The sequence below is a fragment of the Massilibacillus massiliensis genome, from assembly GCF_900086705.1.
Lineage (GTDB): Bacteria > Bacillota > Negativicutes > FLKF01 > FLKF01 > Massilibacillus > Massilibacillus massiliensis.
Map to the genome: position 1 here is coordinate 2,459,025 of NZ_LT575483.1, position 22,364 is coordinate 2,481,388.

The 22,364-nt window shown below is 38.0% G+C and carries 20 protein-coding genes, 2 tRNA genes and 1 other RNA gene; 18 read left to right on the forward strand and 5 right to left on the reverse strand.

The genetic code is table 11. The features are described 5' to 3' along the window. The first annotated feature begins 26 nt into the window (after window positions 1–26). From BN6559_RS11850 to gndA, 7 genes are all read left to right on the forward strand, one after another. Window positions 27–503 carry a cytochrome c3 family protein gene (locus BN6559_RS11850; RefSeq protein WP_110954909.1) on the forward strand — a complete coding sequence of 159 codons (477 nt, stop codon included), beginning with the start codon at window positions 27–29 and terminating at the stop codon, window positions 501–503. Continuing rightward, on the forward strand, window positions 496–1,770 hold the full coding sequence (locus BN6559_RS11855; protein ID WP_110954910.1) for an ammonia-forming cytochrome c nitrite reductase subunit c552: 1,275 nt from the start codon (window positions 496–498) through the stop codon (window positions 1,768–1,770). Before BN6559_RS11850 ends, BN6559_RS11855 begins: the two co-directional genes overlap by 8 nt. Before the next feature lie 159 nt (window positions 1,771–1,929). Further along, window positions 1,930–2,196, forward strand: coding sequence for a type II toxin-antitoxin system Phd/YefM family antitoxin (locus BN6559_RS11860; protein ID WP_110954911.1), 267 nt, complete (start codon window positions 1,930–1,932; stop codon window positions 2,194–2,196). Next, entirely contained in the window at window positions 2,186–2,491 is a 306-nt protein-coding gene (locus BN6559_RS11865; protein ID WP_110954912.1) for a type II toxin-antitoxin system RelE/ParE family toxin, read from the forward strand. The genes BN6559_RS11860 and BN6559_RS11865 overlap by 11 nt, the downstream gene beginning before the upstream one ends. Before the next feature lie 329 nt (window positions 2,492–2,820). Further along, window positions 2,821–4,335: a glucose-6-phosphate dehydrogenase gene (gene zwf / locus BN6559_RS11870; protein ID WP_110954913.1), complete on the forward strand. Its 1,515-nt coding sequence runs from the start codon at window positions 2,821–2,823 to the stop codon at window positions 4,333–4,335. Window positions 4,336–4,340: 5 nt separating this feature from the next. Beyond that, window positions 4,341–5,063, forward strand: coding sequence for a 6-phosphogluconolactonase (gene pgl, locus BN6559_RS11875; protein WP_110954914.1), 723 nt, complete (start codon window positions 4,341–4,343; stop codon window positions 5,061–5,063). Between the two features lie 168 nt (window positions 5,064–5,231). Beyond that, window positions 5,232–6,650 carry an NADP-dependent phosphogluconate dehydrogenase gene (gndA, locus tag BN6559_RS11880; RefSeq protein WP_110954915.1) on the forward strand — a complete coding sequence of 473 codons (1,419 nt, stop codon included), beginning with the start codon at window positions 5,232–5,234 and terminating at the stop codon, window positions 6,648–6,650. Window positions 6,651–6,956: 306 nt separating this feature from the next. On the opposite strand, the gene BN6559_RS11885 is transcribed toward gndA, so the two are convergent. Beyond that, window positions 6,957–8,282, reverse strand: coding sequence for an ISNCY family transposase (locus tag BN6559_RS11885; RefSeq protein ID WP_110954916.1), 1,326 nt, complete (start codon window positions 8,280–8,282; stop codon window positions 6,957–6,959). Window positions 8,283–8,447: 165 nt separating this feature from the next. Here BN6559_RS11885 and BN6559_RS11890 point away from each other — a divergent pair. Both BN6559_RS11890 and BN6559_RS11895 read left to right on the forward strand, forming a co-directional pair. Then, window positions 8,448–8,522: transfer RNA gene (locus tag BN6559_RS11890), tRNA-Cys, on the forward strand. A 121-nt stretch (window positions 8,523–8,643) separates the two neighbouring features. Next, the gene (locus BN6559_RS11895; protein ID WP_110954917.1) at window positions 8,644–9,804 is read left to right on the forward strand and encodes a DNA polymerase IV; all 1,161 of its coding nucleotides are present in this window, start codon (window positions 8,644–8,646) and stop codon (window positions 9,802–9,804) included. 48 nt (window positions 9,805–9,852) lie between these two features. Here the strand turns inward: BN6559_RS11895 and ssrS are convergent. After that, window positions 9,853–10,026, reverse strand: a non-coding RNA gene (ssrS, locus tag BN6559_RS11900) — 6S RNA. A 230-nt stretch (window positions 10,027–10,256) separates the two neighbouring features. Between ssrS and BN6559_RS11905 the strand changes: the two genes are divergently transcribed. Then, the gene (locus tag BN6559_RS11905) at window positions 10,257–10,859 is read left to right on the forward strand and encodes a DUF3846 domain-containing protein (RefSeq protein ID WP_110954918.1); all 603 of its coding nucleotides are present in this window, start codon (window positions 10,257–10,259) and stop codon (window positions 10,857–10,859) included. A gap of 11 nt (window positions 10,860–10,870) precedes the next feature. Here BN6559_RS11905 and BN6559_RS11910 read toward each other — a convergent pair whose 3' ends face one another. Both BN6559_RS11910 and BN6559_RS11915 read right to left on the reverse strand, forming a co-directional pair. Beyond that, on the reverse strand, window positions 10,871–11,938 hold the full coding sequence (locus BN6559_RS11910) for a tetraprenyl-beta-curcumene synthase family protein (protein WP_110954919.1): 1,068 nt from the start codon (window positions 11,936–11,938) through the stop codon (window positions 10,871–10,873). Between the two features lie 65 nt (window positions 11,939–12,003). Continuing rightward, window positions 12,004–12,459: a DUF441 domain-containing protein gene (locus tag BN6559_RS11915; protein WP_110954920.1), complete on the reverse strand. Its 456-nt coding sequence runs from the start codon at window positions 12,457–12,459 to the stop codon at window positions 12,004–12,006. Between the two features lie 360 nt (window positions 12,460–12,819). Between BN6559_RS11915 and BN6559_RS11920 the strand changes: the two genes are divergently transcribed. Next, the gene (locus tag BN6559_RS11920) at window positions 12,820–13,113 is read left to right on the forward strand and encodes a hypothetical protein (protein ID WP_110954921.1); all 294 of its coding nucleotides are present in this window, start codon (window positions 12,820–12,822) and stop codon (window positions 13,111–13,113) included. Between the two features lie 291 nt (window positions 13,114–13,404). Here BN6559_RS11920 and BN6559_RS11925 read toward each other — a convergent pair whose 3' ends face one another. Beyond that, a complete protein-coding gene (locus BN6559_RS11925; RefSeq protein WP_199883963.1) occupies window positions 13,405–14,124 on the reverse strand; it encodes a class I SAM-dependent methyltransferase in 720 nt (239 codons plus the stop codon). A 272-nt stretch (window positions 14,125–14,396) separates the two neighbouring features. On the opposite strand from BN6559_RS11925, the gene nikA (BN6559_RS11930) reads away from it, so the two are divergent. The 7 genes from nikA (BN6559_RS11930) (at window position 14,397) to BN6559_RS11960 (ending at window position 22,120) form a co-directional block, all read left to right on the forward strand. Continuing rightward, window positions 14,397–15,980 carry a nickel ABC transporter substrate-binding protein gene (nikA, locus tag BN6559_RS11930; RefSeq protein ID WP_110954923.1) on the forward strand — a complete coding sequence of 528 codons (1,584 nt, stop codon included), beginning with the start codon at window positions 14,397–14,399 and terminating at the stop codon, window positions 15,978–15,980. 585 nt (window positions 15,981–16,565) lie between these two features. Then, window positions 16,566–18,149, forward strand: a complete 1,584-nt coding sequence (gene nikA / locus BN6559_RS11935) for a nickel ABC transporter substrate-binding protein (protein ID WP_110954924.1) — start codon at window positions 16,566–16,568, stop codon at window positions 18,147–18,149. A 38-nt stretch (window positions 18,150–18,187) separates the two neighbouring features. Next, window positions 18,188–19,117: a nickel/cobalt ABC transporter permease gene (gene opp1B, locus BN6559_RS11940; protein WP_110954925.1), complete on the forward strand. Its 930-nt coding sequence runs from the start codon at window positions 18,188–18,190 to the stop codon at window positions 19,115–19,117. Between the two features lies 1 nt (window position 19,118). After that, window positions 19,119–19,982, forward strand: a complete 864-nt coding sequence (gene opp1C / locus BN6559_RS11945; RefSeq protein ID WP_110954926.1) for a nickel/cobalt ABC transporter permease — start codon at window positions 19,119–19,121, stop codon at window positions 19,980–19,982. Beyond that, on the forward strand, window positions 19,963–20,769 hold the full coding sequence (locus BN6559_RS11950) for an ABC transporter ATP-binding protein (protein ID WP_110954927.1): 807 nt from the start codon (window positions 19,963–19,965) through the stop codon (window positions 20,767–20,769). Before opp1C ends, BN6559_RS11950 begins: the two co-directional genes overlap by 20 nt. Before the next feature lie 8 nt (window positions 20,770–20,777). Further along, window positions 20,778–21,542: an ABC transporter ATP-binding protein gene (locus BN6559_RS11955; protein ID WP_110954928.1), complete on the forward strand. Its 765-nt coding sequence runs from the start codon at window positions 20,778–20,780 to the stop codon at window positions 21,540–21,542. Between the two features lie 501 nt (window positions 21,543–22,043). Next, window positions 22,044–22,120, forward strand: a tRNA-Arg gene (locus tag BN6559_RS11960). Window positions 22,121–22,364: the final 244 nt, after the last annotated feature.

Here is a 22,364-nt window from a genome sequence, read left to right on the forward strand (position 1 = left end):
GATTTTTGAGGAAGGGAGGAGATTTTTTGGATACTGGTCAATATTTTAACCGTCGTAATTTTGCTGTTGCGGCAGTGACTCTAGCAGTAACGGCAGTCGTCGTAATTTTTGTCGGAACTGGGTATGCCTATGCAGACAGCAGTGCTTTCTGTGGCAGTACTTGTCACTCCATGCAGCAGGCACATGCGAGTTGGCAGGTGTCAAATCATAAAGAACTAAAATGTACAGAATGTCACTTGCCACAGGGAAATCTTGTGACAAAGCTGGTGACAAAGGCAAAGACCGGTATGAATGACACGTATCATGAAGTTTTAAAAGATTATCCCGCAACAATGAAGTTAAGTTTAGAGGGTAAAGCTATTGTGCAGGACAATTGCTTACGCTGCCACAAATCGACAGTAGAAAACACCGGCATGGCAGCTGGCGGGCAGGATTGTCAAAAGTGTCACCGTAGCTTGGTGCACGGTACTAACAAGACACAAGGAGGGATAAAGGTTGAATAAAACGCAGAAATTATTAGCTGTTTTACTGGCAATATGTATCGTATTCTTTGGCTTTGTCATTGTGCGTATTGGTGCGAAACCGTCTACCGTAAAAGCCGCAAATATTCCAAAGGGTGAATATGATCCGGCGGTTTGGGGTAAGTACTATCCATTGCAGTATCAAAGCTATATGAAAAATTTTGATATGTCAGCATCGCCAACAGGGTATGGCGGAAGTAGCAAGGTACAAAAATCTGATATGCAGCCGGAGCTTTTTAAAAATTTCAAGGGTATGCCGTTTAGTAAAGATTACACAGAAGATCGAGGGCATAGTTACGCGCTTGAAGATATTGCAGAAAGTAAACGGGTTGGTCCGGCAACAAAGGGTGCATGTATTACCTGTAAAACACCTTATGTAGAACAGTTTTATCAAGAATCCGGCTGGGAGTATGCGAACAAACCTTTCGCGGAATTATTAGAAAAATCGAAGCACCCGGTTACTTGTGCAAACTGCCATGATGCAGAAACTATGGATCTTCGGGTCATTAATCCGGCGTTTATTGAGGCGATGGAACGACGTGGTGTTGATGTAAAGCAGGCATCAAGAGAAGAAATGCGTACCTATGTTTGTGCACAGTGTCATGCAGAGTACTATTTTGCGCCTGGGACAACGCAGGTGGTATTCCCTTGGGATAATGGATTTACGCCAGAGGAAATGTATGCATATTATGAAACCCAACCAAATGGTTTTAAACAGGATTGGGTACATCCTGATTCCAAGGCACCAATGTTGAAAGCGCAGCATCCTGATTTTGAAACTTTCATGAATGGTACACATGGAAAATCCGGTGTATCTTGCGCGGATTGTCATATGCCATATATGCGTGAAGACGGACAAAAATATTCTTCCCATTGGATGACAAGCCCGTTGAAAACGTTAGATGCTTCTTGCAGTCCATGTCATACACAAGGTGAAGCCTGGGCGATGGAACGTGTAAAAACGATACAAGATCGAACTTGGCAAATGCAGCATACTGCAGGTACTACGATTGCCAGAGCACATGAAGCAATCAAAATAGCCAGCGAAGCACCAAATGCAAATCAGGAAGAGCTGGCAAACGCAAGAGAACTTGTGCGCAAGGCACAATGGTTTTGGGATATGGTTGCCGCAGAAAACGGTATGGGCTTCCATAATCCAGATCAGGTATTGAGTACTTTAGGTCAGGCAAATCAGCTTGGCTACGAAGCCATTGATGCCGCGCAGCGCGCAGCTGGTACGAATCTTTAGAAAAGCATATATGCAAAGGAGTTGCCTCACTAATTTTTTAGTGTGACAGCTCCTTTTCGTTTCCTCTTTCAAAGTATTCGCATAAAATAAGAATATTTTTGAACATATAACAAAATAATGATATAATAATATCATTAAAATATACACGAGGTGAGATCAATGATTATCAAACCATCAGCTGCGCTTCGAAATGAGTATGCGTCAATATCAATGATGGCACGCGAGACATGTGAACCAATTTATATCACAAAAAATGGAGAAGGTGATATGGTTTTAATGAGTATAGAAGCATTCGAAAAGAGAGAGCAGATTTTAGCATTAAGAGCAAAAGTTCTACAAGCCGAAGCAGAAAGAATATCCGGTGCGCAAACGTTAAGTATTCGTGAGGCTAGAAAAAGATTGGTTGATAGAATGCATGAAATATGAAGTTAAGATTTTGCCTACCGCATGGGAAGATTTGAAGAAGATTGAAGATTACTATTGTATAAAATTTAGCCTGCAGTCGGCAATCAAAGTAAGTCAGCATATTTTAGATACATTAAAGCGATTGGAAGATTTTCCGGATTCGGGTTCGCTTACGCCAGATCCATGGTTAAATGAGCAAGGCTATCGTTTGATTATTTGTGAAAAGTTTGTAGCAATTTATAAGATAATCGATCATGATGTTTATGTGTATCACATAGGAAATACACAGACGGAGTATACGAAGTTGTTTGATTAGAGTAAGGATATACAAATTGGTGTTGCAAGTAACAATAGTAAATTTTATATTCCTTGGATAATATAAATTTTTATACATACCTCATATCGTTCCATAATAAGATAAATGGACGATATGAGGTATTTGTATATAAAGCTCAGATATGCAAAACCTAAAAGAAGTATAGAAAAATTTGTATCATGAATGAAGGGAAGGGCGTTTATTTGATTGCAAAATTTTCTAGGAATGATAAAATGAAATTGTAAAGTGAGAATGAAAATTTATTGATAATTATTATGAATTTGGTGATTTTAATTTATTAAATTTATGATGAAGGAGTGAAAACGAGGATGAACAAAAATATGAATTTAGATCCTGTGGTGATTGTTTTGTTTGGAGCTTCCGGTGATTTGTCGGCGCGAAAGGTAATTCCGGCGTTGTATAATCTGCATCTTGACGGACTTTTACCCAAGCAGTATGCAATTGTTGGCGTAGCGCGCAGTGATTTTGATGATGATGCATTGCGGGATAAGCTTCATGATGGTGTCAATCGTTTTTCCAGACGAGGTGAGGCAAAGCAGGAGGATTGGGAAGCTTTTGCCGAAAATGTACATTATATACAAGCCGATTATGACGATCCGAAACTTTATAAACGTTTAATTCAGTTAGGAGATAAATCTTGGAGTAAACCGCCGAATATTATTTTCTATTTAGCTACTCCGCCGAATTTATTTACAGTTGTTATTGAGCAATTAGGTAAAATTCCTGCACTGCATGGCGATATGAGGTATCGTATCGTGATTGAAAAACCTTTCGGGCATGATTTGCAGTCAGCACAAGAGTTAAATCACAAACTATTGCAGGTCTTTGAAGAACAGCAAATTTATCGTATTGATCATTACTTAGGTAAAGAAACTGTGCAGAATATACTGGCATTTCGATTTGGCAATGCGATTTGGGAACCGCTTTGGAATCGTAATTTTATCGACCATGTACAGATTACTGTTGCAGAAAAAATCGGTATAGGGCAGCGTGGACGTTATTATGATTCGGCCGGAGCACTTCGGGATATGATCCAAAACCATTTGATGCAGCTTTTATGCTTAATCGCGATGGAGGCACCTACCTCTTTCACTGCCGATGAGATTCGTAATAAAAAAGTCGATGTTATGCATGCAATCCGTTTGATTCCTAAAGCGGAAGTTCCAGCGTATGCAGTCAGAGGGCAATATGGACAAGGCTGGATAGAAGGAAAAGAGGTGCAGGGGTATCGTGATGAAAAGGACGTAAATCCGGTTTCTAATGTTGAAACTTTTGCGGCGTTAAAATTATTTGTGGATAATTGGCGTTGGCAGGGAGTTCCCTTCTACTTACGGACTGGCAAAGTAATGCCGGGAAGAGTTTCTGAAATTTCACTGCAATTTCGACCGGTACCGCATCATCCATTTTCTCATTTAAACACACAAGTGTTCCAGCCGAATCGTCTGGTGCTTCAAATTGAACCAAATGAAGGAGTCGTACTGCGGACACAGGCGAAAGAACCTGGTATGGGAATGCAGTTAAAACCAGTGGATATGAGATACTGCTATCAGGATGTTTTTCATCAGCCATCGCCAGATGCTTATGAAACATTGCTCGTAGATATTATGCGGAATGATCCGAGTCTATTTATGCGTGCGGATCAGGTGGAAGCAGCGTGGAAGGTGATTCAACCGGTTTTGGATGTTTGGAGCGAAACAAAAGAATTAAATTTCCCAAATTATCAAGCCGGACAATGGGGCCCATCAGAAGCGGAAAATTTAATTGCGCGGGATCGAAGAACCTGGTTATTACCGGTATCGTTTGAGCCTAAAAAGCGGGGGTGATTGGGATGTTAAAAGTCTATCAAACCGTGAATCAATTGTGTGTAGAGACAGCAGAATGGTTAGTTGCTGAAGCAAAACGGACAATTTTAGAAAAAGGAAGATTTACCGTGTCCTTATCCGGTGGGGCGACACCAAAAGCACTTTTTGCTGAACTGGCAAAGCCACGGTGGCAAAAGCAGCTTGACTGGTCAAAAATTCTTGTTTTTTGGGGTGATGAACGTTTTGTGCCGGCAACTGACGTACAAAGCAATCAGAAGATGGCAAGAGAAACTTTGCTAAATCATGTGCCCATTCCCGAAGAAAATATTTTTCCGATACCTTTCTTAGCAACAGTTGATGTAGCTGCCAAACAATATGAAGCAGATTTGAAACGTGTATTTGTTCATTTACCGGTGTTTGATTTAATTTTACTGGGGTTAGGTTCTGATGGGCATACTGCTTCTTTATTTCCGGGATCGGCAGCATTAAAAGAAGAAATACGGTGGGTCTGTCCGTCAAAGGTCAATGCGCAGGGACCGGAAAGAATCACACTGACTTATCCGGTGATCAACCATGCGACCAAAGTTTGTTTTCTTGTCACAGGTATTGAAAAAGCAGCTATGGTAAAAAATATAGTCGAACCTATCGATAAAAATCATGCGTTTCCAGCACAACGAATTTGTCCGGCATCAGGGGAGCTGATTTGGGTTTTAGATCAAGCTGCGGCAAATTTATTGACAGCCAAATGATCATTTTCAATACATTTGCTTAGACATAAAATGATGTAACTATATCATTTTATGGTCAATAAAATGAAAAAAACATTGCAGTAGTTTTGAAAAATGATATAATGATATCAAGAAGTGGTACTTTTATGGCAATAAAAACAAATAAAGACCTGGGGATGGAGGAGTATGATGGCTGAAGTATATGATATTGGACTCGTAGGATTGGCTGTTATGGGACAGAATCTTGTTCTAAATATGCGCAATCATGGTTTTCGTGTAGCTGTCTATAATCGTACGGCAAGTAAAACCAAAGAGTTTATTGAACAAGCGGAGAATGCAGAAAATATTGGCGCGGCAAATTCGATTGGTGAATTTGTTCAAATGCTCAAAAAACCGCGTAGAATCATGTTAATGGTAAAGGCTGGAGCACCTGTAGATGCAATGATTGCAGAGCTTTTACCTTACTTGGATGAAGAGGATATCATCATTGATGGCGGAAATTCATTTTTCCTTGACACCGAAAGACGCTTTAAGGAACTTACGGCAAAAAACATTCGTTTTATCGGTATGGGGGTGTCCGGCGGTGAAGAAGGTGCTTTGCTTGGACCTAGTCTTATGCCGGGCGGAGATTTGTCGGCCTATCAGGAAGTGAAAGAAATCTGTGAAGCGATTGCAGCGAAAGTTTCCGATGGTGTTTGCTGCAGTTATGTCGGTAAAGGCGGCGCCGGACATTATGTAAAGATGGTGCACAATGGAATTGAGTATGGTGATATGCAGCTCATCAGTGAAGCCTATTACATGATGAAAATGGTCTTGGGGCTAAATGCTGAAGAAATGCACACAATTTTCAATCAGTGGAATCAAGGGGAACTCAATTCCTATTTGATTGAAATTACAAGTGATATTTTATTGAAGCAAGATACAGAAACGAAGCAGCCTTTAGTTGAAGTTATTTTAGATAAAGCTGGACAAAAAGGTACGGGAAAATGGACCTCACAAAGTGCGCTTGATTTAGGTGTGCCAGTTCCGACAATTACCGAAGCTGTTTTTGCACGGTGTATGTCTGGATATAAGGAAGAAAGAGTGGAAGCAGCAAAAATTCTTGCTGCGCCTAAAGCGGTATATGAGGGCGATCGAGAAGCTTTGATTCAAGCGATCCATGATGCGTTGTACGCTTCGAAGATTTGTTCTTATGCACAAGGGTTTGCACTACTAAAAGCGGCAAGTGAAGAATACCATTGGGATTTAAATTATGGTGATCTGGCTCTTTTATGGCGGGGCGGCTGTATTATTCGAGCGAAATTCCTAGAAAGAATCAAATCAGCTTTTTCTGAGGATTCGAATTTACCAAATCTTATGTTAGATCCATTTTTTTGTGATATATTAAATCGTATGCAGGATAATTGGCGCTTAGTTGTTAGTTTGTGCAAAAAGCTCGGCGTTCCAACGCCAGCCTTTAGCGCTTCGCTTGATTATTACGATAGTTATCGTCAGGCAGTGCTTTCAGCAAATATGATTCAGGCACAGCGCGATTATTTCGGTGCGCACACATACGAACGTGTGGATAAAGCGGGAATTTTTCATACACAGTGGCTTGAAAAGAAGTAATGTAACCTATCTTCGTGCAAGTTTATAAGTGGAACAAACTTAAATAGTTTCTGATGTAGCGACATAAATAATTTATTTTGGGGATGTCTGCATAAAAAATGCGGCATCCCTCTTTGGTTCGTTTATGGCAATGAAAAAAAGAAATCAGTATTACATTTAGCGTTTTACAAATAAAATATGAGTGCAACAGTACCTTTTTTTGTGATTCTGCATATACTAAGCTATATAAAATATGTTTGTCAATAACTTATGAAAATGTCACCCTCGAAAGTAGTTAATTATCGCATGAAAATGTCACTTCAAAAGTTAAGCATAATTTTTAAGAAAGATGCTTTCTAGCATTAAAAGCATATCGTTGTGAGTGTCTTCAAAAGTAAGTTTTTTAACTAGGCTGTGTCCATACTTAAAATAATGAGTATTTGGTGGTGAATAAGGTTTTTTGCTGGATTGTGGAGCACGCTCGTTAACAGATCTTTTTGATTTAATATATGGCAATACCTTAAAAATAGTTTTTTTGAATTGTACAGCGACCCCAATTCTAGGACCTACTAGAACACTTACTTTCGCTTTGCTGGTAAGCAAAGGTAAATCCGGAGATGTAACGACCTTGAATTGTCTATTGTAAAATGAGAATACGCCACCAGCATCAACAGATCGGGTAAGTTTAACGCATAAAATAGAATCAATGTTTAAAGCAACTGATAAAGATCTAAAAGCAGATTCTGTACTTTCTGGTTCTACAGAGAATTTAGCATTGAATAATGCAATGTAATTGGTTAAAAACTCATTTGCTTGATCAATGGTTGAAATGTTAGCAATTTTAAACTCCACAGGCAGACGACTTTGTAGTGTTTCCCAAAGCCTTTCAACTCTTCCTTTAGCTTGAGGGGAACGTGCAGGAATCAAGGTAATGCCAAGCTCGCCCATAGCTCTGCCGAATTGAGTATCATTAACGACCTTTCCTGAAAGTTGATCTTCAATAGAAAGCTTGCCAGCAAGTGTGGAAAGAAAGATAGCATGTCGGTCGGTGTATAAACTGACAGGGAGACCATGATTTAGAATACATTGCCGCATGACTTCCCAATAACCATGAAGACACTCATTTTTTGTCATATACAGACCGACAATATTACCAGTAGCGTCATCAATTGCGCCGTGTAAGGAAAACTTCTCAGAGGAATTAAACCATTCAAAAGGAGTGGCATCCATTTGAATTAAAAGCCCTTCTTGTGGTTTGCGTTTACGTCTGGGATGAGGTTTAAACCTCCGTCGTTTCTTCGGGCTTTTGATATTGGCTCGAGTTAGTAAAGAATGGAGAGCAGAATAACTAATCTTAATCTTTTCATTACATTCAAGCAATTCTTGGAAGTGTTGAAAATTAGCAGACGAGTAGATTTCAGATTGTTTTAGTGTAATAATATCTTTGATTTGTTTATCGTCAAAGGCATGTTGTGGTTTGCGTCCCGTATTCTTATGGATGAGGAAGGCGGCACCTTCGGCTATAACTCCTTGTTTAAGCCGTATAATTTGGCGCACACTGATTCCTAAGCTAACGGCAGCTTCAGCAATGGTCATATGACCATCAATTGTTTTTGAAATGACGGAGAATCTATTCAGTTGTTTTTCAGACATTAAATAACGCACCTCATTGTTCATGGTGACATTATCTCACGATAGTCTACATAGTGACATTATCACAAGTTAAACACAGCTATATAAAATATGTTTTGACAAAAGAATAAAAAGTAGCTATAATATAGCTATTGACGCTAAATAGGTTTAGCGAAAATTAAATACGGCGACATAGCCAAGTGGTAAGGCAGAGGTCTGCAAAACCTTTATTCCCCAGTTCAAATCTGGGTGTCGCCTCCAAAAGTTATTATGATAACTCATAATCTAAGGATTATGAGTTTTTTTATTTTAATGTATAGCTTTACAAAAAAGAACATATATTCTATGATGGATAAGAAAACTTTTTTGGAGTGTATATCATATGGAAAAATGGGTTATGCATGTGGATATGGACGCTTTTTATGCTGCAATAGAACAGCGTGATCATGAAGAATATCGTGGTAAACCCGTCATTGTGGGCGGGCTTAGCAATCGTGGCGTAGTTTCGACTGCCTCTTATGAAGCTCGGAAATTCGGCGTGTTTTCCGCGATGTCAATGGTACAAGCACGCAAACGTTGTCCCCAGGGGATTTTTGTTTGGCCAAATCATGCGCATTACAGTCAGGTATCACAACGCATTTTTTCGATTTTATCAGAATTCTCTCCGACAATTGAGCCGTTATCCTTAGATGAAGCATTTATGGATGTTAGTGGGATGAACTATTTGGTACATGATTGGCGAACTTACGCGATGCAATTAAAGGAGCGGATTCAGTCGGAAGTTGGTTTAGTGGCTTCTGTTGGTATTGCACCGAATAAATTTTTAGCCAAATTGGCTTCTGACTTGGAAAAGCCGAACGGGTTGGTTCTGATTGAACGAGACAATGCAAAACATATCCTTGAGAACTTACCGATTCGACGATTATGGGGTGTTGGCAAGAAATCTGCGATTGAACTCCAAAGATTAGGTTTTGAGACAATTGGACAGATTGCGCAAGCAGATCTTAATTTTTTAGTAAAACATTTTGGTAATTTTGCCTATCATATATTTAATTTAGCAAACGGCAAAGACGATCGGGAAATTGAAGCCGATCGAAGTTTGCAATCGATTGGTAATGAAATTACCTTTGAACAGGATTTGTTGACTCGTGCACAGGCGGAAACAGAACTTCTCGCTTTATCAGAAAAAGTTGGCTGGCGTTTACGCATGGGAGGCTGTGCAGCACGAACCATTACAATTAAGGTTAGGTTTGCTTCTTTTACTACGATTACACGGAGCAGGACTTTACCGGCAGCGACCAATTTTGATGAAGAGATTTATCATGCTGTCATCGATTTATATAGAAAAGCTGCAATTACAGAAAAGATTCGCTTGCTTGGGGTCACCGGCAGCAATTTAATGATAAATGAGCAGGGCAATTTATTTCAGGAGCAAGATAAGAGAAAAGCGTTATATGGAACCGTGGATCAATTGAAAGAGCGGTTTGGCGAGAAAATTATTACAAAAGCAAAGCTGGTAAATCCAATTCAAACTGAAAAATAATAGTTGACATAACAAAAAAGACCTTATCAAGAATAAGGTCTTTTAAAATTTTAGCCCGCAATGTCGCTCACTTTTTATGTCTAAACCTGCAGCTTAGCAGGTGGGCATCATAGCCTTGTTTTTGCTATCCGCTCAAGGCGGCTCAGCAGCCGCAAAACATCCGATTCCCTAATAATAAAAGTAGGTTAGACATATTAAGGTTCGCGTGCATTTCAGGCATCTTCTCTATGTTTGTAATGATACCATAAATAAAACAGGTATGCAAGTCAGAAGATCTGTATTTTTAGTTTAAATTTTTAGAATTTTATTAAGTTTACATAATATATATAATCAATGCGTGCGTATGCATCAATTATGATATCGAAATAAAGGTTTTTTTTATGATATGGCGAATCAAGTTACTTGTTATTTACGTTGTATATTCTATAATATGCACATATAAGGAGAATGTTATGACAATTGAAGAAAAAAAATTGATAAATGCGATATTAGCGAGACCTGGGCAAGAACCGGAAATATGTCAATTGCCCATGAATGTCGATGAACAGATAGAAGAAATTTCCAATATTTTAGATGGCAATATTGGTAGTACAGAGTTTTTTGATATCGGCAATGGTGCATCACTTTGGATTTTGGTGAATGATTTTGCTGTACCATTGGGATTAAAGCCAAATCGCCACTTACCAGGCAAGGATCAGGATGAAATTTTATTTGGAAATATTATTTTTATTGCAATTTATAATGAAGAAAGTGAGTTTGAAGGGTCGGTAAATATGCCTGAACATGTTTGCCGTATGTTTATCGAACAGATCAAACAGAATTTCAAAGCTTGTAATGGCGATGAAAAGCCGCGTTCACAAGATGAGGTATACATCGACAGTGAAAATGAACGCAGTTTCAAATGGCGTGAAATAGAAAAACCTAAGAATGTAGATGATTTTATTCCCGCAGGTCGTGCAAAACTGATTAAACATGATACCCATGAAATCATCGAAATTAATGGTCGTTATTTTAAACAAGTGACGATTGCGACAAAAAAGACTCCATTACAGTAAAGAAAATGGATTTATAGCACCTTTTGATGTCGTAGTACCTTGCAAAAGCCGTATAAAAGTTTTGCAGAGACTCCAGCTTGATTGAGTAAATCATTTCGGATTGCTTTTTCTGTTGGAGTCTTAATTTTTTTGTCTGATAAATAGAGTGCAAGCAGTCCCTGTACAATGGTCTTTGTAAAAAAACTATGAGGTGTAAATTCAGCTCTTGCATAAGCTTCTCTATAGAACATCCGAAGTCGATAAGAGATCTGCGCTGCATTTTTATAGTAGAAGATAAAATTAAGATCATTATTTAAGCGATCTTCAGCTTGGTCAATAAAATAATCAAGCTGAATATGCAGTCCACAAATCCAAGGGAAATAAGCATCTGTTACAGCCTCGACTTCAGTTTTTGTTAGTGTCGGCTGATAGGCGATCGCAGCCAGTACAAACATCCCTAGTGTCGAACCAGTCGCTGCGGCAAATTCCCAGTTTGTTAGTGTATCTGTCGTATTGCATTCATTTAACCACGTGAGCATAGCTTCTTCACGTAAAGCAGGGTCAATATGCTTGTAAGTTTGTAATTCACAATAAAGTGCAGCAAATTTCAAAATCGAAGGCTTTACCAAAAGATAATTCGGTATGTTTTTAATAATAGATTGACAGGTGATCACAAGATTATTTAGATAGCCGCCATCCTCTTTGAAGGGATAGAATGCATAATACGGATGCAGGGCTGCATCGGGGTCTAGTGCATCTGTCATTGCTAGATGCAACTGCTTAAATGCTGCGGCATCCGTAACAGCAGCACGATCGCACAAATTATCTAAATAATCACTGATTGTTTGCAAAGCAACAATGAATTTTATAAATTCTTCGGTAGGAACACCTGGATAGATGCTGTAAAAATTACCGCCCTGACAATGAAATCGTTTGCTAGCGATGCTAGATAAAGCTTGCATTTGTAGTTCACCATGCATATTTTGTTTTGCATATGCCTGCCAATAGTTTACTTCTTGATTTACACTTGGCAGAACTTTCGTCAGAAATTGCTGGATCATTTTGATACTTGCAGTGGTGTTAAAGATTTTTTTGTTCATTTAAAAACCTCCGCTCTGTAAAAACACAGTATAGGATAAGATATTCGCAAAGAAATAGGTGTATGTTAGTGAAATAATTTGCCCAGTGATAAAATCATATAAACCATACCAGCCGCAATTAAAGGGCCTACGGTAATTCCTTTGAAGAAGAATACCCCGATCATTGTACCAATGATCAAAGAACTCACAATTTCTGGGGATGATTTTAATAAATCAATGCCAATTCCACCGGAAAAAGCCGCAAAGATACCGGCGAGAATAGCAATAATTCCAAGTGGGCTTTTAAAAGACTCCAGTATGATGGGTAAAGTAATTCGTCCAGTTGCAATGGGGACTAAAATTGCGATTGTTAATAACATAATACCTAAACTTAAGCCATGTGCTTCAATTGTAGGAAATAACGCATCTAAACCGAGTAGTTTCATAATAATTAGAATGCCTGTTGCATAGGCAACGGACATATTATGACCGAAAAAGCTAATTGCAAAAATTGCAAGTAAGGGAATATACGTGTTATTCATTTTGTCGTATCCTTTCAATATTAAAGATCAGTACATAGTTTATAGTATGTAGAGAAACAAGCATGTTGATTACCTTAAATACTATCAGTTTACACTGAATGAAGAAAAAAATAAACAGGGGAATCTAAAGCAAAGGGTTTCGTTAGGTGTGGTAGTGTAAATGAAATGCTAAAGTAAAATTTTTATGTATAATGCTAAAATAATTTGTTACAATGTATGTTATATGCAAACGGCTTGAAAAAGGGAATGAAAAAATTAACGAGACAAATTTCTTTATAAATATTATAATGATAACATGGTGATTGTTGTTAATATGTAAAATTGATAATATTTTATAAGAATTTAAAGGAGTATATTTGGATGGAAAATATTTATCGTGTAGCAATACACTATAATGAAGACAATGGTTATATTGAATATGCAAAGGAAGAAAAAGCTGCAAAAGTTGTGTTAGAAACGGTGGATAAAAAAGAACAAGTAGAATCTTATTTAGCACAAACGCATGAAATAAATGTACCTAATGAAACAATTCTTGATTTTTCAAAGCGAATGGTAAATCCTTTAAATAGCCTGGAAGAATTCAAATTATCTTTGACAAGGTTATGGGGGATTACTGGTGTTTATGTTGATTGGAGCAGACCAGTAAACGTATAATTATTTATATTGAATGAAATAAGGGGTGGCGCATTTTTTAATGCGCCACCCCTATTTTTCGCGTATTTGGTCTTTCCGGAAAAACATGTTCCGAAGGATGAAAAATAACTGACTTACGTAAAGAAATTCGTTTGTCTGAGCGAAGCGAGTTTAGAATTTTAGTAAGTCAGTCATTTTTCAAGTGTTTTGGAGGTTTGGGCCTAGACTTTTTGGTCCTTTTGTGGCAATGACAAAAGGACATTTACGTGTTTATGGATGGATTAAGATTTTTATAAATAAAATCTTAGTTGTTTATTTTTTCGCATATAGTGCGAATAACGGTGGTGTATCATAACGCATGGTGGTTGTTTCTTTGTGGACTTTATTTTCTATAGCTTCATAACTTTTACAAGAATGAAAGCCGATGTTTTGCAATACTGTTATATCCCATTGAGGTCTTTTCCTTTGGCTGATGGGTAACCCATTTTTCAATGCATCACATTCAGCGAGTAATTTTGTATCGATTCCATGGTGTACATTTTGTGTTTTTTGCGCTTCGTTATAAAAAGAAATTTGCCCATAATCAGAATCGAAGTTCAATAAAGTTCCCCCTGATTTTAATAAACGAAACCACTCGTTATAAGCCATTTCTACATTTGGCAGCGTCCAGGTAAGATTACGTGAAAGGATAACATCAAAGGTCTGTGCAGAAAAATCCATTTTTTGTGCGTCCATACAAAAAAATGAAATATCGCAACCGTATGTTTCTGCGTTTTGTTTTGCCTGTCCAATCATTTCAGTTGCTGCATCAATGCCAGTCACTGTATGTCCGAGTTGCGCCATTAAAATAGCAAAAAAGCCTGTTCCAGTTCCGACATCTAAAATATTTAAAGTGTTGCCAGCTGGTAATAGTTCGCAGATAAATGATTGCCAGGCTGCAGCATCCTTACTTTCCAGTTCTTTGCGACGAATTCTATTAAACTCTTCACTGCGTTCGTTCCAATATTTTTTGATTCTACATGCTATATCCACAGACAGCCTCCTTTTCTCCTTGTCTATTATAACGAAAAAGAAGTCATTGCATAAGCCGTCCCCCGGGATATAAAAGAAAAGTTTTTATTGCAACCCCCACCCCGGCTTGTGGAAAAATTTTACCCTTCTTATAATTTAAAAGTATATAAGGCAGATAATTTCAACTGTAGACAACCTATAGACAAATAGGCACAGAGGTCGGCAATGCGCGAGTATCGTAGCCATCTCAGCAAGATACCGTTGCTAAAAATTGAAAAATCAGGAGGAACGTTATGAGGGCAATACAAAAATGGCTGTTTATCGTTAGTATTTTTTGTCTGTGTTTTTCACTTGTTGGATGCGGGGAAAATAAAACGCAGCAGGTAAAAAAAGAGTTGGTATATGCCAGCACCAAAGATATTCGTGATATTAATCCGCATTTATATGGCGGTGAAATGGCTGCACAAGCAATGGTTTTTGAACCATTGGTATATGACAGTAAAGAAGGAATCAAACCTGGACTTGCGGAAAAATGGGAAATGTCTGAGGATGGTCTTGTGTATACTTTTCATATACGACAGGGTATAAAATTTACGGATGGTGAGCCGCTGAATGCAGAAGCGGTAAAGAAAAATTTTGACGCTGTTGTTGCAAATAAAGCACGCCATGCATGGCTGGATATGATCAATCAAATCGATCACGGTGAAGTGGTGGATGAATATACCTATAAATTGGTATTAAAAAAGCCGTATTATCCAACTTTGCAAGAACTTGCCTTGTCTCGTCCATTTAGAATTATTTCACCGAAATGCTTTAAAGATGGAGAAACAAAAAATGGCGTTACCGGTTATGCGGGAACTGGTCCATACATATTAACTGAGCATAAAGAAAAGCAATACGCGATTTTCACGGCAAATCAATCCTATTGGGGAGATAAGCCAAAAATTGAAACGATCAAATGGCAGGTAATGCCGGATCATCAAACGATTTTATTGGCCCTGCAAAAAGGTGAAATTGATTTACTGTTTGGTGCAGATGGAGATATGATTGATTTGGATTCTTTTGCGGTATTGAAAAAAGAAGGTAAATATGAAGCCGTCATGAGTGAACCGATTGCTTCACGGGCAATTTTAATCAATGCCCATCAGCCAATTACCTCTGATCGTAATGTCAGAGAAGCTTTTCAATATATCGTAAATAAAGAGGCAATCGCCAATGGTGTATTGAATGGAACTGAAACAGTTGCAGATACCTTGCTATCGCCGACAGTTCCTTATTGCGATGTGCCGCTTGAAAAAAGAGTTTATGATTTAGAAAAAGCAAAACAAATTTTGGATCGCATTGGCTGGAAAGTAGGAGAAGATGGATACCGCTATAAAGACGGTAAAAAAATGACAGTTACAATCTATTATAATTCCAATAATGCGCAGGAACGTACAATCAGTGAATATATGCAAAGTGACATGAAAGTAGCTGGGGTAGATCTTCAAATTGTGGGGGAAGAAAAGCAGGCATTTCTAGACAGACAAAAATCAGGCGATTTTGATTTGCAATATTCTCTATCATGGGGTACGCCTTATGATCCGCAATCTTATCTCTCCTCATGGCGGATACCTGCGCACGGTGATTATCAAGCACAAATTGGGATGGAAAAGAAGGCGTGGTTGGATGATACGATCGGTAAGATTTTAGTTGAGTTTGATAAAGAAAAACGGCAGATGATGTATCAAGAGGTTTTGACGTACATTCATAATGAATGTGTATATTTACCGCTCACGTATTCAAGGACGAAGGCTGTTTATTCACCTGCCTTAAAGGGTGTTGGTTTTAATCCTTCTCAATATGAAATCCCCTTTGAAAAAATGTATTTTGAATAAGGTAAGAGTAAAGTTTACGGTAAATGAAGGGAGATAATGAGGTCGTTTTCTTTGGCCGATGGGGAATTATTGAACTTCCGTCTCTGCTTATGGGAAATTACCCTTTATATGCTTTTAGAGCATATAAAGGGTAATTTTTAATCAAAAGAAATTCTATAGAAATACTTTAAATTAGTCAAACGCTATCTATGTGATACGAGCTGTATCGACTATCTGAGTATGGAATGACAAATAGTTGTTTTTGCTTAGAATAAGTGATGGTAATTTATAATTACAACTTTTTATATCGTCGTTTATTCTTCTATAAAAATAATTTTATTGAATTTAAGAAAATTATAATGTATTATACTAAATAGTAATGTTACTATTTGAGACTCTTTATCATTTAGGTGATAGGAAGGTAATACATTGTAGACGGATTTAAATAGTTGGCCTACAACAATCGAGCTTGCTTTTCTGGTCAGGTTTCGTGTTCTTTAAGTTCACCTTTTAGGGGCGAAGACTGGCAATATAGTGAAAAGAAATGCTTTACATCAGCAGAGGTTGTAGTACTTGTTAAAAATTATAAATTTCAGGAGGTTCGTAATGGGGAAATTGCAGAGATGGCTGTTTATACTGAGTATTTTCTGTTTGAGTGTTTCACTCGTTGGCTGTGGTGAAAATAAAACGCAGCAGATAAAGAAAGAGCTGGTATATGCCAGCACCAAAGATATTCGTGATATTAACCCTCATCTATATGGTGGTGAGATTGCTGCACAAGCGATGGTATTTGAGCCACTGGTCTATGATAGCAAAGATGGAATCAAACCGGGACTTGCAGAAACATGGGAAATATCTGAGGATGGTCTTGTCTATACTTTCCATATACGGCAAGGTGTAAAATTCACAGATGGTGAATCGTTAAATGCAGAGGCGGTAAAGAAAAATTTTGATGTTGTTATTGCAAACAAAGCACGTCATGCCTGGCTGGATATGATCAATCAAATCGATCACGGTGAAGTAGTGGATGAATATACCTATAAACTGGTATTAAAAAATCCTTATTATCCGACTTTGCAGGAGCTGGCTTTATCTCGTCCGTTTAGAATTATTTCACCGAAATGCTTTAAAGAGGGAGAAACAAAAAATGGCGTTACCGGTTATGCGGGCACTGGTCCATACATATTAACCGAGCATAAAGAAAAGCAATACGCGATTTTCACGGCAAATCAATCCTATTGGGGAGAAAAACCAAAAATTGAAACGATCAAATGGCGGGTAATGCCGGATCACCAAACGATTTTATTGGCACTGAAAAAAGGTGAAATTGATTTACTGTTTGGTGCAGATGGAGATATGATTGATCTGGATTCTTTTGCCGCGTTGAAAAAAGAAGGTAAATATGAAGCCGCTATGAGTGAACCGATTGCTTCACGGGCAATTTTAATCAATGCCCATCAGCCGATTACTTCTGACCGCAATGTTAGAGAAGCTTTTCAATATATCGTGAATAAAGAGGCAATTGCCGATGGTATATTAAATGGAACTGAAACAGTTGCAAATACGTTGTTATCCTCAACAGTTCCTTATTGCAACGTGCCACTTGAAAAAAGAGTGTATGATTTAGAAAAAGCAAAACGAATTTTGGATCGCATTGGCTGGAAAGTAGGAGAAGATGGATACCGCTATAAAGACGGTAAAAAAATGACAGTTACGATTTATTACAATTCCAATAATGCGCAAGAACAGACGATTAGTGAATATCTGCAAAGTGATATGAAAGCAGCTGGGGTAGATCTTCAAATTGTGGGGGAAGAAAAGCAGGCGTTTTTAGATAGACAGAAAGCAGGCGATTTTGATCTGCAATATTCGTTATCATGGGGGGCACCATATGATCCGCAGTCCTATCTTTCTTCATGGCGGATTCCTGCGCATGGTGATTATCAGGCGCAGAAAGGCATAGAAAAGAAGCCATGGCTGGATGATAAGATCGGTAAGGTCCTAGCCGAGGGGGATAAAGAAAAACGGCAGATGATGTATCAAGAGATTTTGACCTATATTCATGAGGAATGTGTGTATTTACCGCTTACGTATTCGAGAACGAAAGCTGTTTATTCACCTGGCTTAAAAGGTGTAGGATTTAATCTTTCGCAATATGAAATTCCATTTGAAAAAATGTATTTTGAATAAAGTAAGAAATAGTTCTAACGATAGAAGAAGGGGGAAATATGCGAAATTATATTCTTTGGCGGCTAGTTGGTGTGATACCTATTTTAATGGGTATTTCGTTTCTGGCATTTGTGTTGATTACACTTAGCCCAAGTGATCCTGCTGAAGTGGCGCTGCGGGTAAATGAAATTGTGCCTACCCCGGAAGCAATCGCTAAAACACGTGAACAATTGGGGCTTGATAAACCTTTCTTTACACGCTACATTGACTGGCTGGCTGCTTCCGTTCAAGGAGATTTTGGCAATAGTTATGTAAATAATAAACCAGTATTCGATGAGATTATGACCGCTTTGCCAGCAACGCTTTATCTATCCGCGGCTGCTTTGCTCCTTACGGTCATTGTCAGTGTTTCGAGCGGTGTATTTTGTGCAGTTTATGAAGGGCGTATGGGGGATAAACTTGTACGTATATTGATTTTTTTAGGGACCGCTACACCGAGTTTTTGGGTAGCCCTTTTATTTATCTGGTTTTTTTCAGTAAAGCTTGACTTATTTCCTACCAGTGGGATGCAGGGGGTTCGATCTGTAATATTGCCGGCACTCACATTATCACTGACCTATATCTCTACTTATACGCGTCTGATTCGCAACAATATGATTGCAAACAAACAAGAAAACTATGTAATGTATTTAAAAGTACGCGGTCTGAAAAAAATTACGATTTATCGGCATATTCTAAAAAATTCGCTGCAAGCTTCTTTGACGGCATTTGGGATGTCAATTCCCAAACTAATTGCCGGAACAGTCATTGTAGAAAATATCTTTGCTTGGCCTGGTATTGGGCGCCTATGTGTTGATGCAATTTTCAATCGCGATTTTCCGATTATCCAAGCTTATGTTATTATGATGGCAGTGTTATTTGTAGGTTGTAATCTTATGGTGGATATTTTTAGTGCTATGCTTGATCCGAGGATAAGGCGGGAGGAATAATATGAGGTTTTGGCAAAAAATAAAACAAGATAAAATTGCAATCTTATCCTTGGGTGTTATTACGATCGTCTTATTGATTGGAATCTTTGCACCCGTAGTTGCTTTACATAGTCCGATCGAAACAAATATTAAGATGAAATTTGCCGATGCAAGCTTAACCTATCCTTTTGGGACAGATCAACTTGGCAGATGTATTTTTTCAAGACTTGTTTATGGTATACAGACAACCGTTTTACTGGCACTCGTTACCATGGCGGTGACGATAGGAATTGGAACGGTATTAGGATTAGTTGCCGGGTATGCAAGAGGTAAAATTGATGAATGCGTTATGCGAATTTGTGATGTATTGCTTTCCTTTCCTAGTGAAGTGATGATTTTTGCAATTGTGGGGATGCTAGGCCCAGGTCTTAGCCATGTTATGATAGCAAATATTGCCTCGAAGTGGGCTTGGTATACGAGAATGATTCGTTCACTCGTGCTGCAATATAGAGATAAAAATTATATAAGATTTGCGAGAGCAGCAGGCGGCAGTGATTCTTATATTCTGTACAAACATTTATTTCCGAGTATTATAGGTGATATTGCTGTCCTTGCAACTCTAGATACCGGTTGGGTCATCTTAAATATTTCTGCGCTCTCTTTTCTCGGGCTGGGTGTACAAGCTCCTACCCCGGAATGGGGCATGATGCTAAAAGAAGCAAAAAATGTAATGACGATGTATCCATCTTTAATGCTCGCGCCGGGGCTTTCCATCTTGATTGTTGTTGCGGCGTTTCAGTTTCTTGGGGATAGTATCCGTGATGCACTCGATCCCAAGCATAACCAACAAAAGGCAGTGATAAAGAATGAGCTTAATAGAAGTTAAAAATCTTCGTATTTATGATATACCAAATCAACAAGTTATCGTAGATGATTTGAATTTCAAGGTGGAAAAAAATAGCTGTCTAGGTATTGTTGGTGAAAGCGGCAGTGGTAAGTCCATCAGTGTAAAAGCTATATTGGGGCTACTAGGTCCGGAGCTGGAAAGCAGAGGTAGTGTAAAATTCAACGGGGTTGAGCTGCTTCACGCCGAAGAAGATCTGCTGCGCAAAATTCGCGGCAGACACTTTTGCATGATTTTGCAGGATGCAATGACCGCATTTGATCCTTTATATACAATTGGTGCGCAGTTTGTAGAAACGCTTTGTGAAACTATAGACTGCACAAAAGCTATTGCAAAAAAAACTGCACTTGCATCACTCCAAAAGATGCGTATACATGATGCTGAAGAAGTGCTAAAAAAATATCCGCATCAATTATCCGGCGGTATGCTGCAAAGATGTATGATTGGGTTAGCAATGGCGTTAAAACCGGAAGTTATTATTGCAGATGAACCGACTACTGCACTTGATTCGATCAACCAACGAGAAATTCTAGAAGAATTTAAACGTTTGCAAGCATTGACTGGAGTGACTTTAATTTTTATTTCACATGATCTAGGAATTATTGAGTATTTAGCAGATGACGTATTGGTAATGTATCAAGGAAACTGTGTAGAATTTGGGACAGCACAACAGGTTTTTAGAAACCCTAAACATGAATACAGCAAATATTTGATGCATACACGGATTGCTTTGACCAAGGCTTTTCATCAATCCATGGTAAAGGAGTAATACTAGATATGTTGGAAGTAGAAAATATATATAAATCTTATAAAAAACAGAAAAATTTTTTTTGTTCCTCTCATAAGCAAAGCGTACTGCAAGATGTTTCTTTTGCTGTAAACAGTGGCGAGTGTGTGGGATTAGTTGGTGAAAGTAGCAGTGGCAAGAGTACGTTGAGTCGATTGATTTTGAATCTTGAGCGACCAGACAGCGGACGAATTTTAATGGAAGGTCAACCAATACAGAAATGGCTAAGGACGCATCGTGGTGCAGTCAGTGTTGTTTTTCAAGACTATACTACATCGGTAAATCCTAGATTTACAGTGGAGCAAATCGTTGCTGAACCGCTAAAGATATTGCATAAACCATTATCAAAAGATTGTATTGTAAACTTATTAGAAACTGTGAATATATCCTCTGGCTTTATGAAACGGTATCCGCATGAATTGAGTGGAGGTCAGTTGCAACGTGTTTGTCTAGCTAGGGCAATTTCGACTACGCCACGTTTTATTGTACTGGATGAGGCACTTAGTTCTTTAGATGTATCCATTCAGGCACAAATGTTGCAACTGCTAAAAAAATTAAAACAGCAGATGGGAATAACTTATTTGTTTATTGCCCATGATTTACAAACGCTGACCAATTTATGTGATAAGGTGCTTTTTCTTTATCAAGGAAAAATTGTCGAAGAAGCCTATAGCCAAAACCTATATAAAGTAAATCATATTTATGCAAAACGATTATTGGAGTCTGTGCTTCCTTTTGGTGAACGGTGGAAATGAAAGTTTGCAGCTCAAGCGGTTATATAAATAAATTGTGGATATTTTAGATGAATAAAAAATATGTTCACATAAAGATCGACTTATCCACAATTTTATACACAAAACCCATGTTCCTGTGGATAATTTTATAAAAATGCTGATAAATCGTTATGAAAAAAACTGTAAAGTGTGTATAAGTTAATAAAATATGAGAATAAATAAAATTGAAGTTTACAGTTTTGTGAATTTCAATAATTTGTAAGAGTGTTTTAAGAAAGATAAAGTAACATAAAATTTGACTTATCCACAATTTTATTAACAAATTTAATAAATGTGTTGATAAGTCTACAGAAAAAAGGTATTTTTGTTGGTAACTAAGAAAAATATGTGAATAAGTTATAACTTTCTTGTGGATAAAAAAATTTAGTTTCATAATGATGAAAGATCTTCGTATAGTAGTTGACAAGTTATAAAAAGAATGTTAGTATAATATCTGTTGATTATGTAAATAGTCCACATAATGACTCTGTAGCTCAGCTGGATAGAGTGTTTGACTACGAATCAAAAGGTCGCAGGTTCGACTCCTGCCAGGGTCACCATAGAGCTTTTAAGAACTTTACGAAATTTTCGTAAAGTTTTTTTGTTGTAAAGAAAACCACTGGCTGTGCCAGTGGTTGGAAAAAAGCTTTAGCGATGAAAAACTCTTTTTGCTAAAATTAGAAGAGGTCTGATCAGCCGCAACTAAAATCAAAAGGAGGGCATTCAAATGAATGACACTAATAATGGATCGGCTACACTAAATTTAGGGTAAAACATATCTACTGAGGATTGGGATTTGCGGAT

Bases quoted from the DNA above. Each gene is read 5' to 3' on its own strand.
- BN6559_RS11860 (WP_110954911.1), top strand. From the start codon at position 1,930: ATGATTATCAAACCATCAGCTGCGCTTCGAAATGAGTATGCGTCAATA.
- BN6559_RS11865 (WP_110954912.1), top strand. From the start codon at position 2,186: ATGAAATATGAAGTTAAGATTTTGCCTACCGCATGGGAAGATTTGAAG.
- zwf (WP_110954913.1), top strand. From the start codon at position 2,821: ATGAACAAAAATATGAATTTAGATCCTGTGGTGATTGTTTTGTTTGGA.
- pgl (WP_110954914.1), top strand. From the start codon at position 4,341: ATGTTAAAAGTCTATCAAACCGTGAATCAATTGTGTGTAGAGACAGCA.
- gndA (WP_110954915.1), top strand. From the start codon at position 5,232: ATGGCTGAAGTATATGATATTGGACTCGTAGGATTGGCTGTTATGGGA.
- BN6559_RS11885 (WP_110954916.1), bottom strand. From the start codon at position 8,282: ATGTCTGAAAAACAACTGAATAGATTCTCCGTCATTTCAAAAACAATT.
- BN6559_RS11895 (WP_110954917.1), top strand. From the start codon at position 8,644: ATGGAAAAATGGGTTATGCATGTGGATATGGACGCTTTTTATGCTGCA.
- BN6559_RS11905 (WP_110954918.1), top strand. From the start codon at position 10,257: ATGACAATTGAAGAAAAAAAATTGATAAATGCGATATTAGCGAGACCT.
- BN6559_RS11910 (WP_110954919.1), bottom strand. From the start codon at position 11,938: ATGAACAAAAAAATCTTTAACACCACTGCAAGTATCAAAATGATCCAG.
- BN6559_RS11915 (WP_110954920.1), bottom strand. From the start codon at position 12,459: ATGAATAACACGTATATTCCCTTACTTGCAATTTTTGCAATTAGCTTT.
- BN6559_RS11920 (WP_110954921.1), top strand. From the start codon at position 12,820: ATGGAAAATATTTATCGTGTAGCAATACACTATAATGAAGACAATGGT.
- nikA (WP_110954923.1), top strand. From the start codon at position 14,397: ATGAGGGCAATACAAAAATGGCTGTTTATCGTTAGTATTTTTTGTCTG.
- nikA (WP_110954924.1), top strand. From the start codon at position 16,566: ATGGGGAAATTGCAGAGATGGCTGTTTATACTGAGTATTTTCTGTTTG.
- opp1B (WP_110954925.1), top strand. From the start codon at position 18,188: ATGCGAAATTATATTCTTTGGCGGCTAGTTGGTGTGATACCTATTTTA.
- opp1C (WP_110954926.1), top strand. From the start codon at position 19,119: ATGAGGTTTTGGCAAAAAATAAAACAAGATAAAATTGCAATCTTATCC.
- BN6559_RS11950 (WP_110954927.1), top strand. From the start codon at position 19,963: ATGAGCTTAATAGAAGTTAAAAATCTTCGTATTTATGATATACCAAAT.
- BN6559_RS11955 (WP_110954928.1), top strand. From the start codon at position 20,778: ATGTTGGAAGTAGAAAATATATATAAATCTTATAAAAAACAGAAAAAT.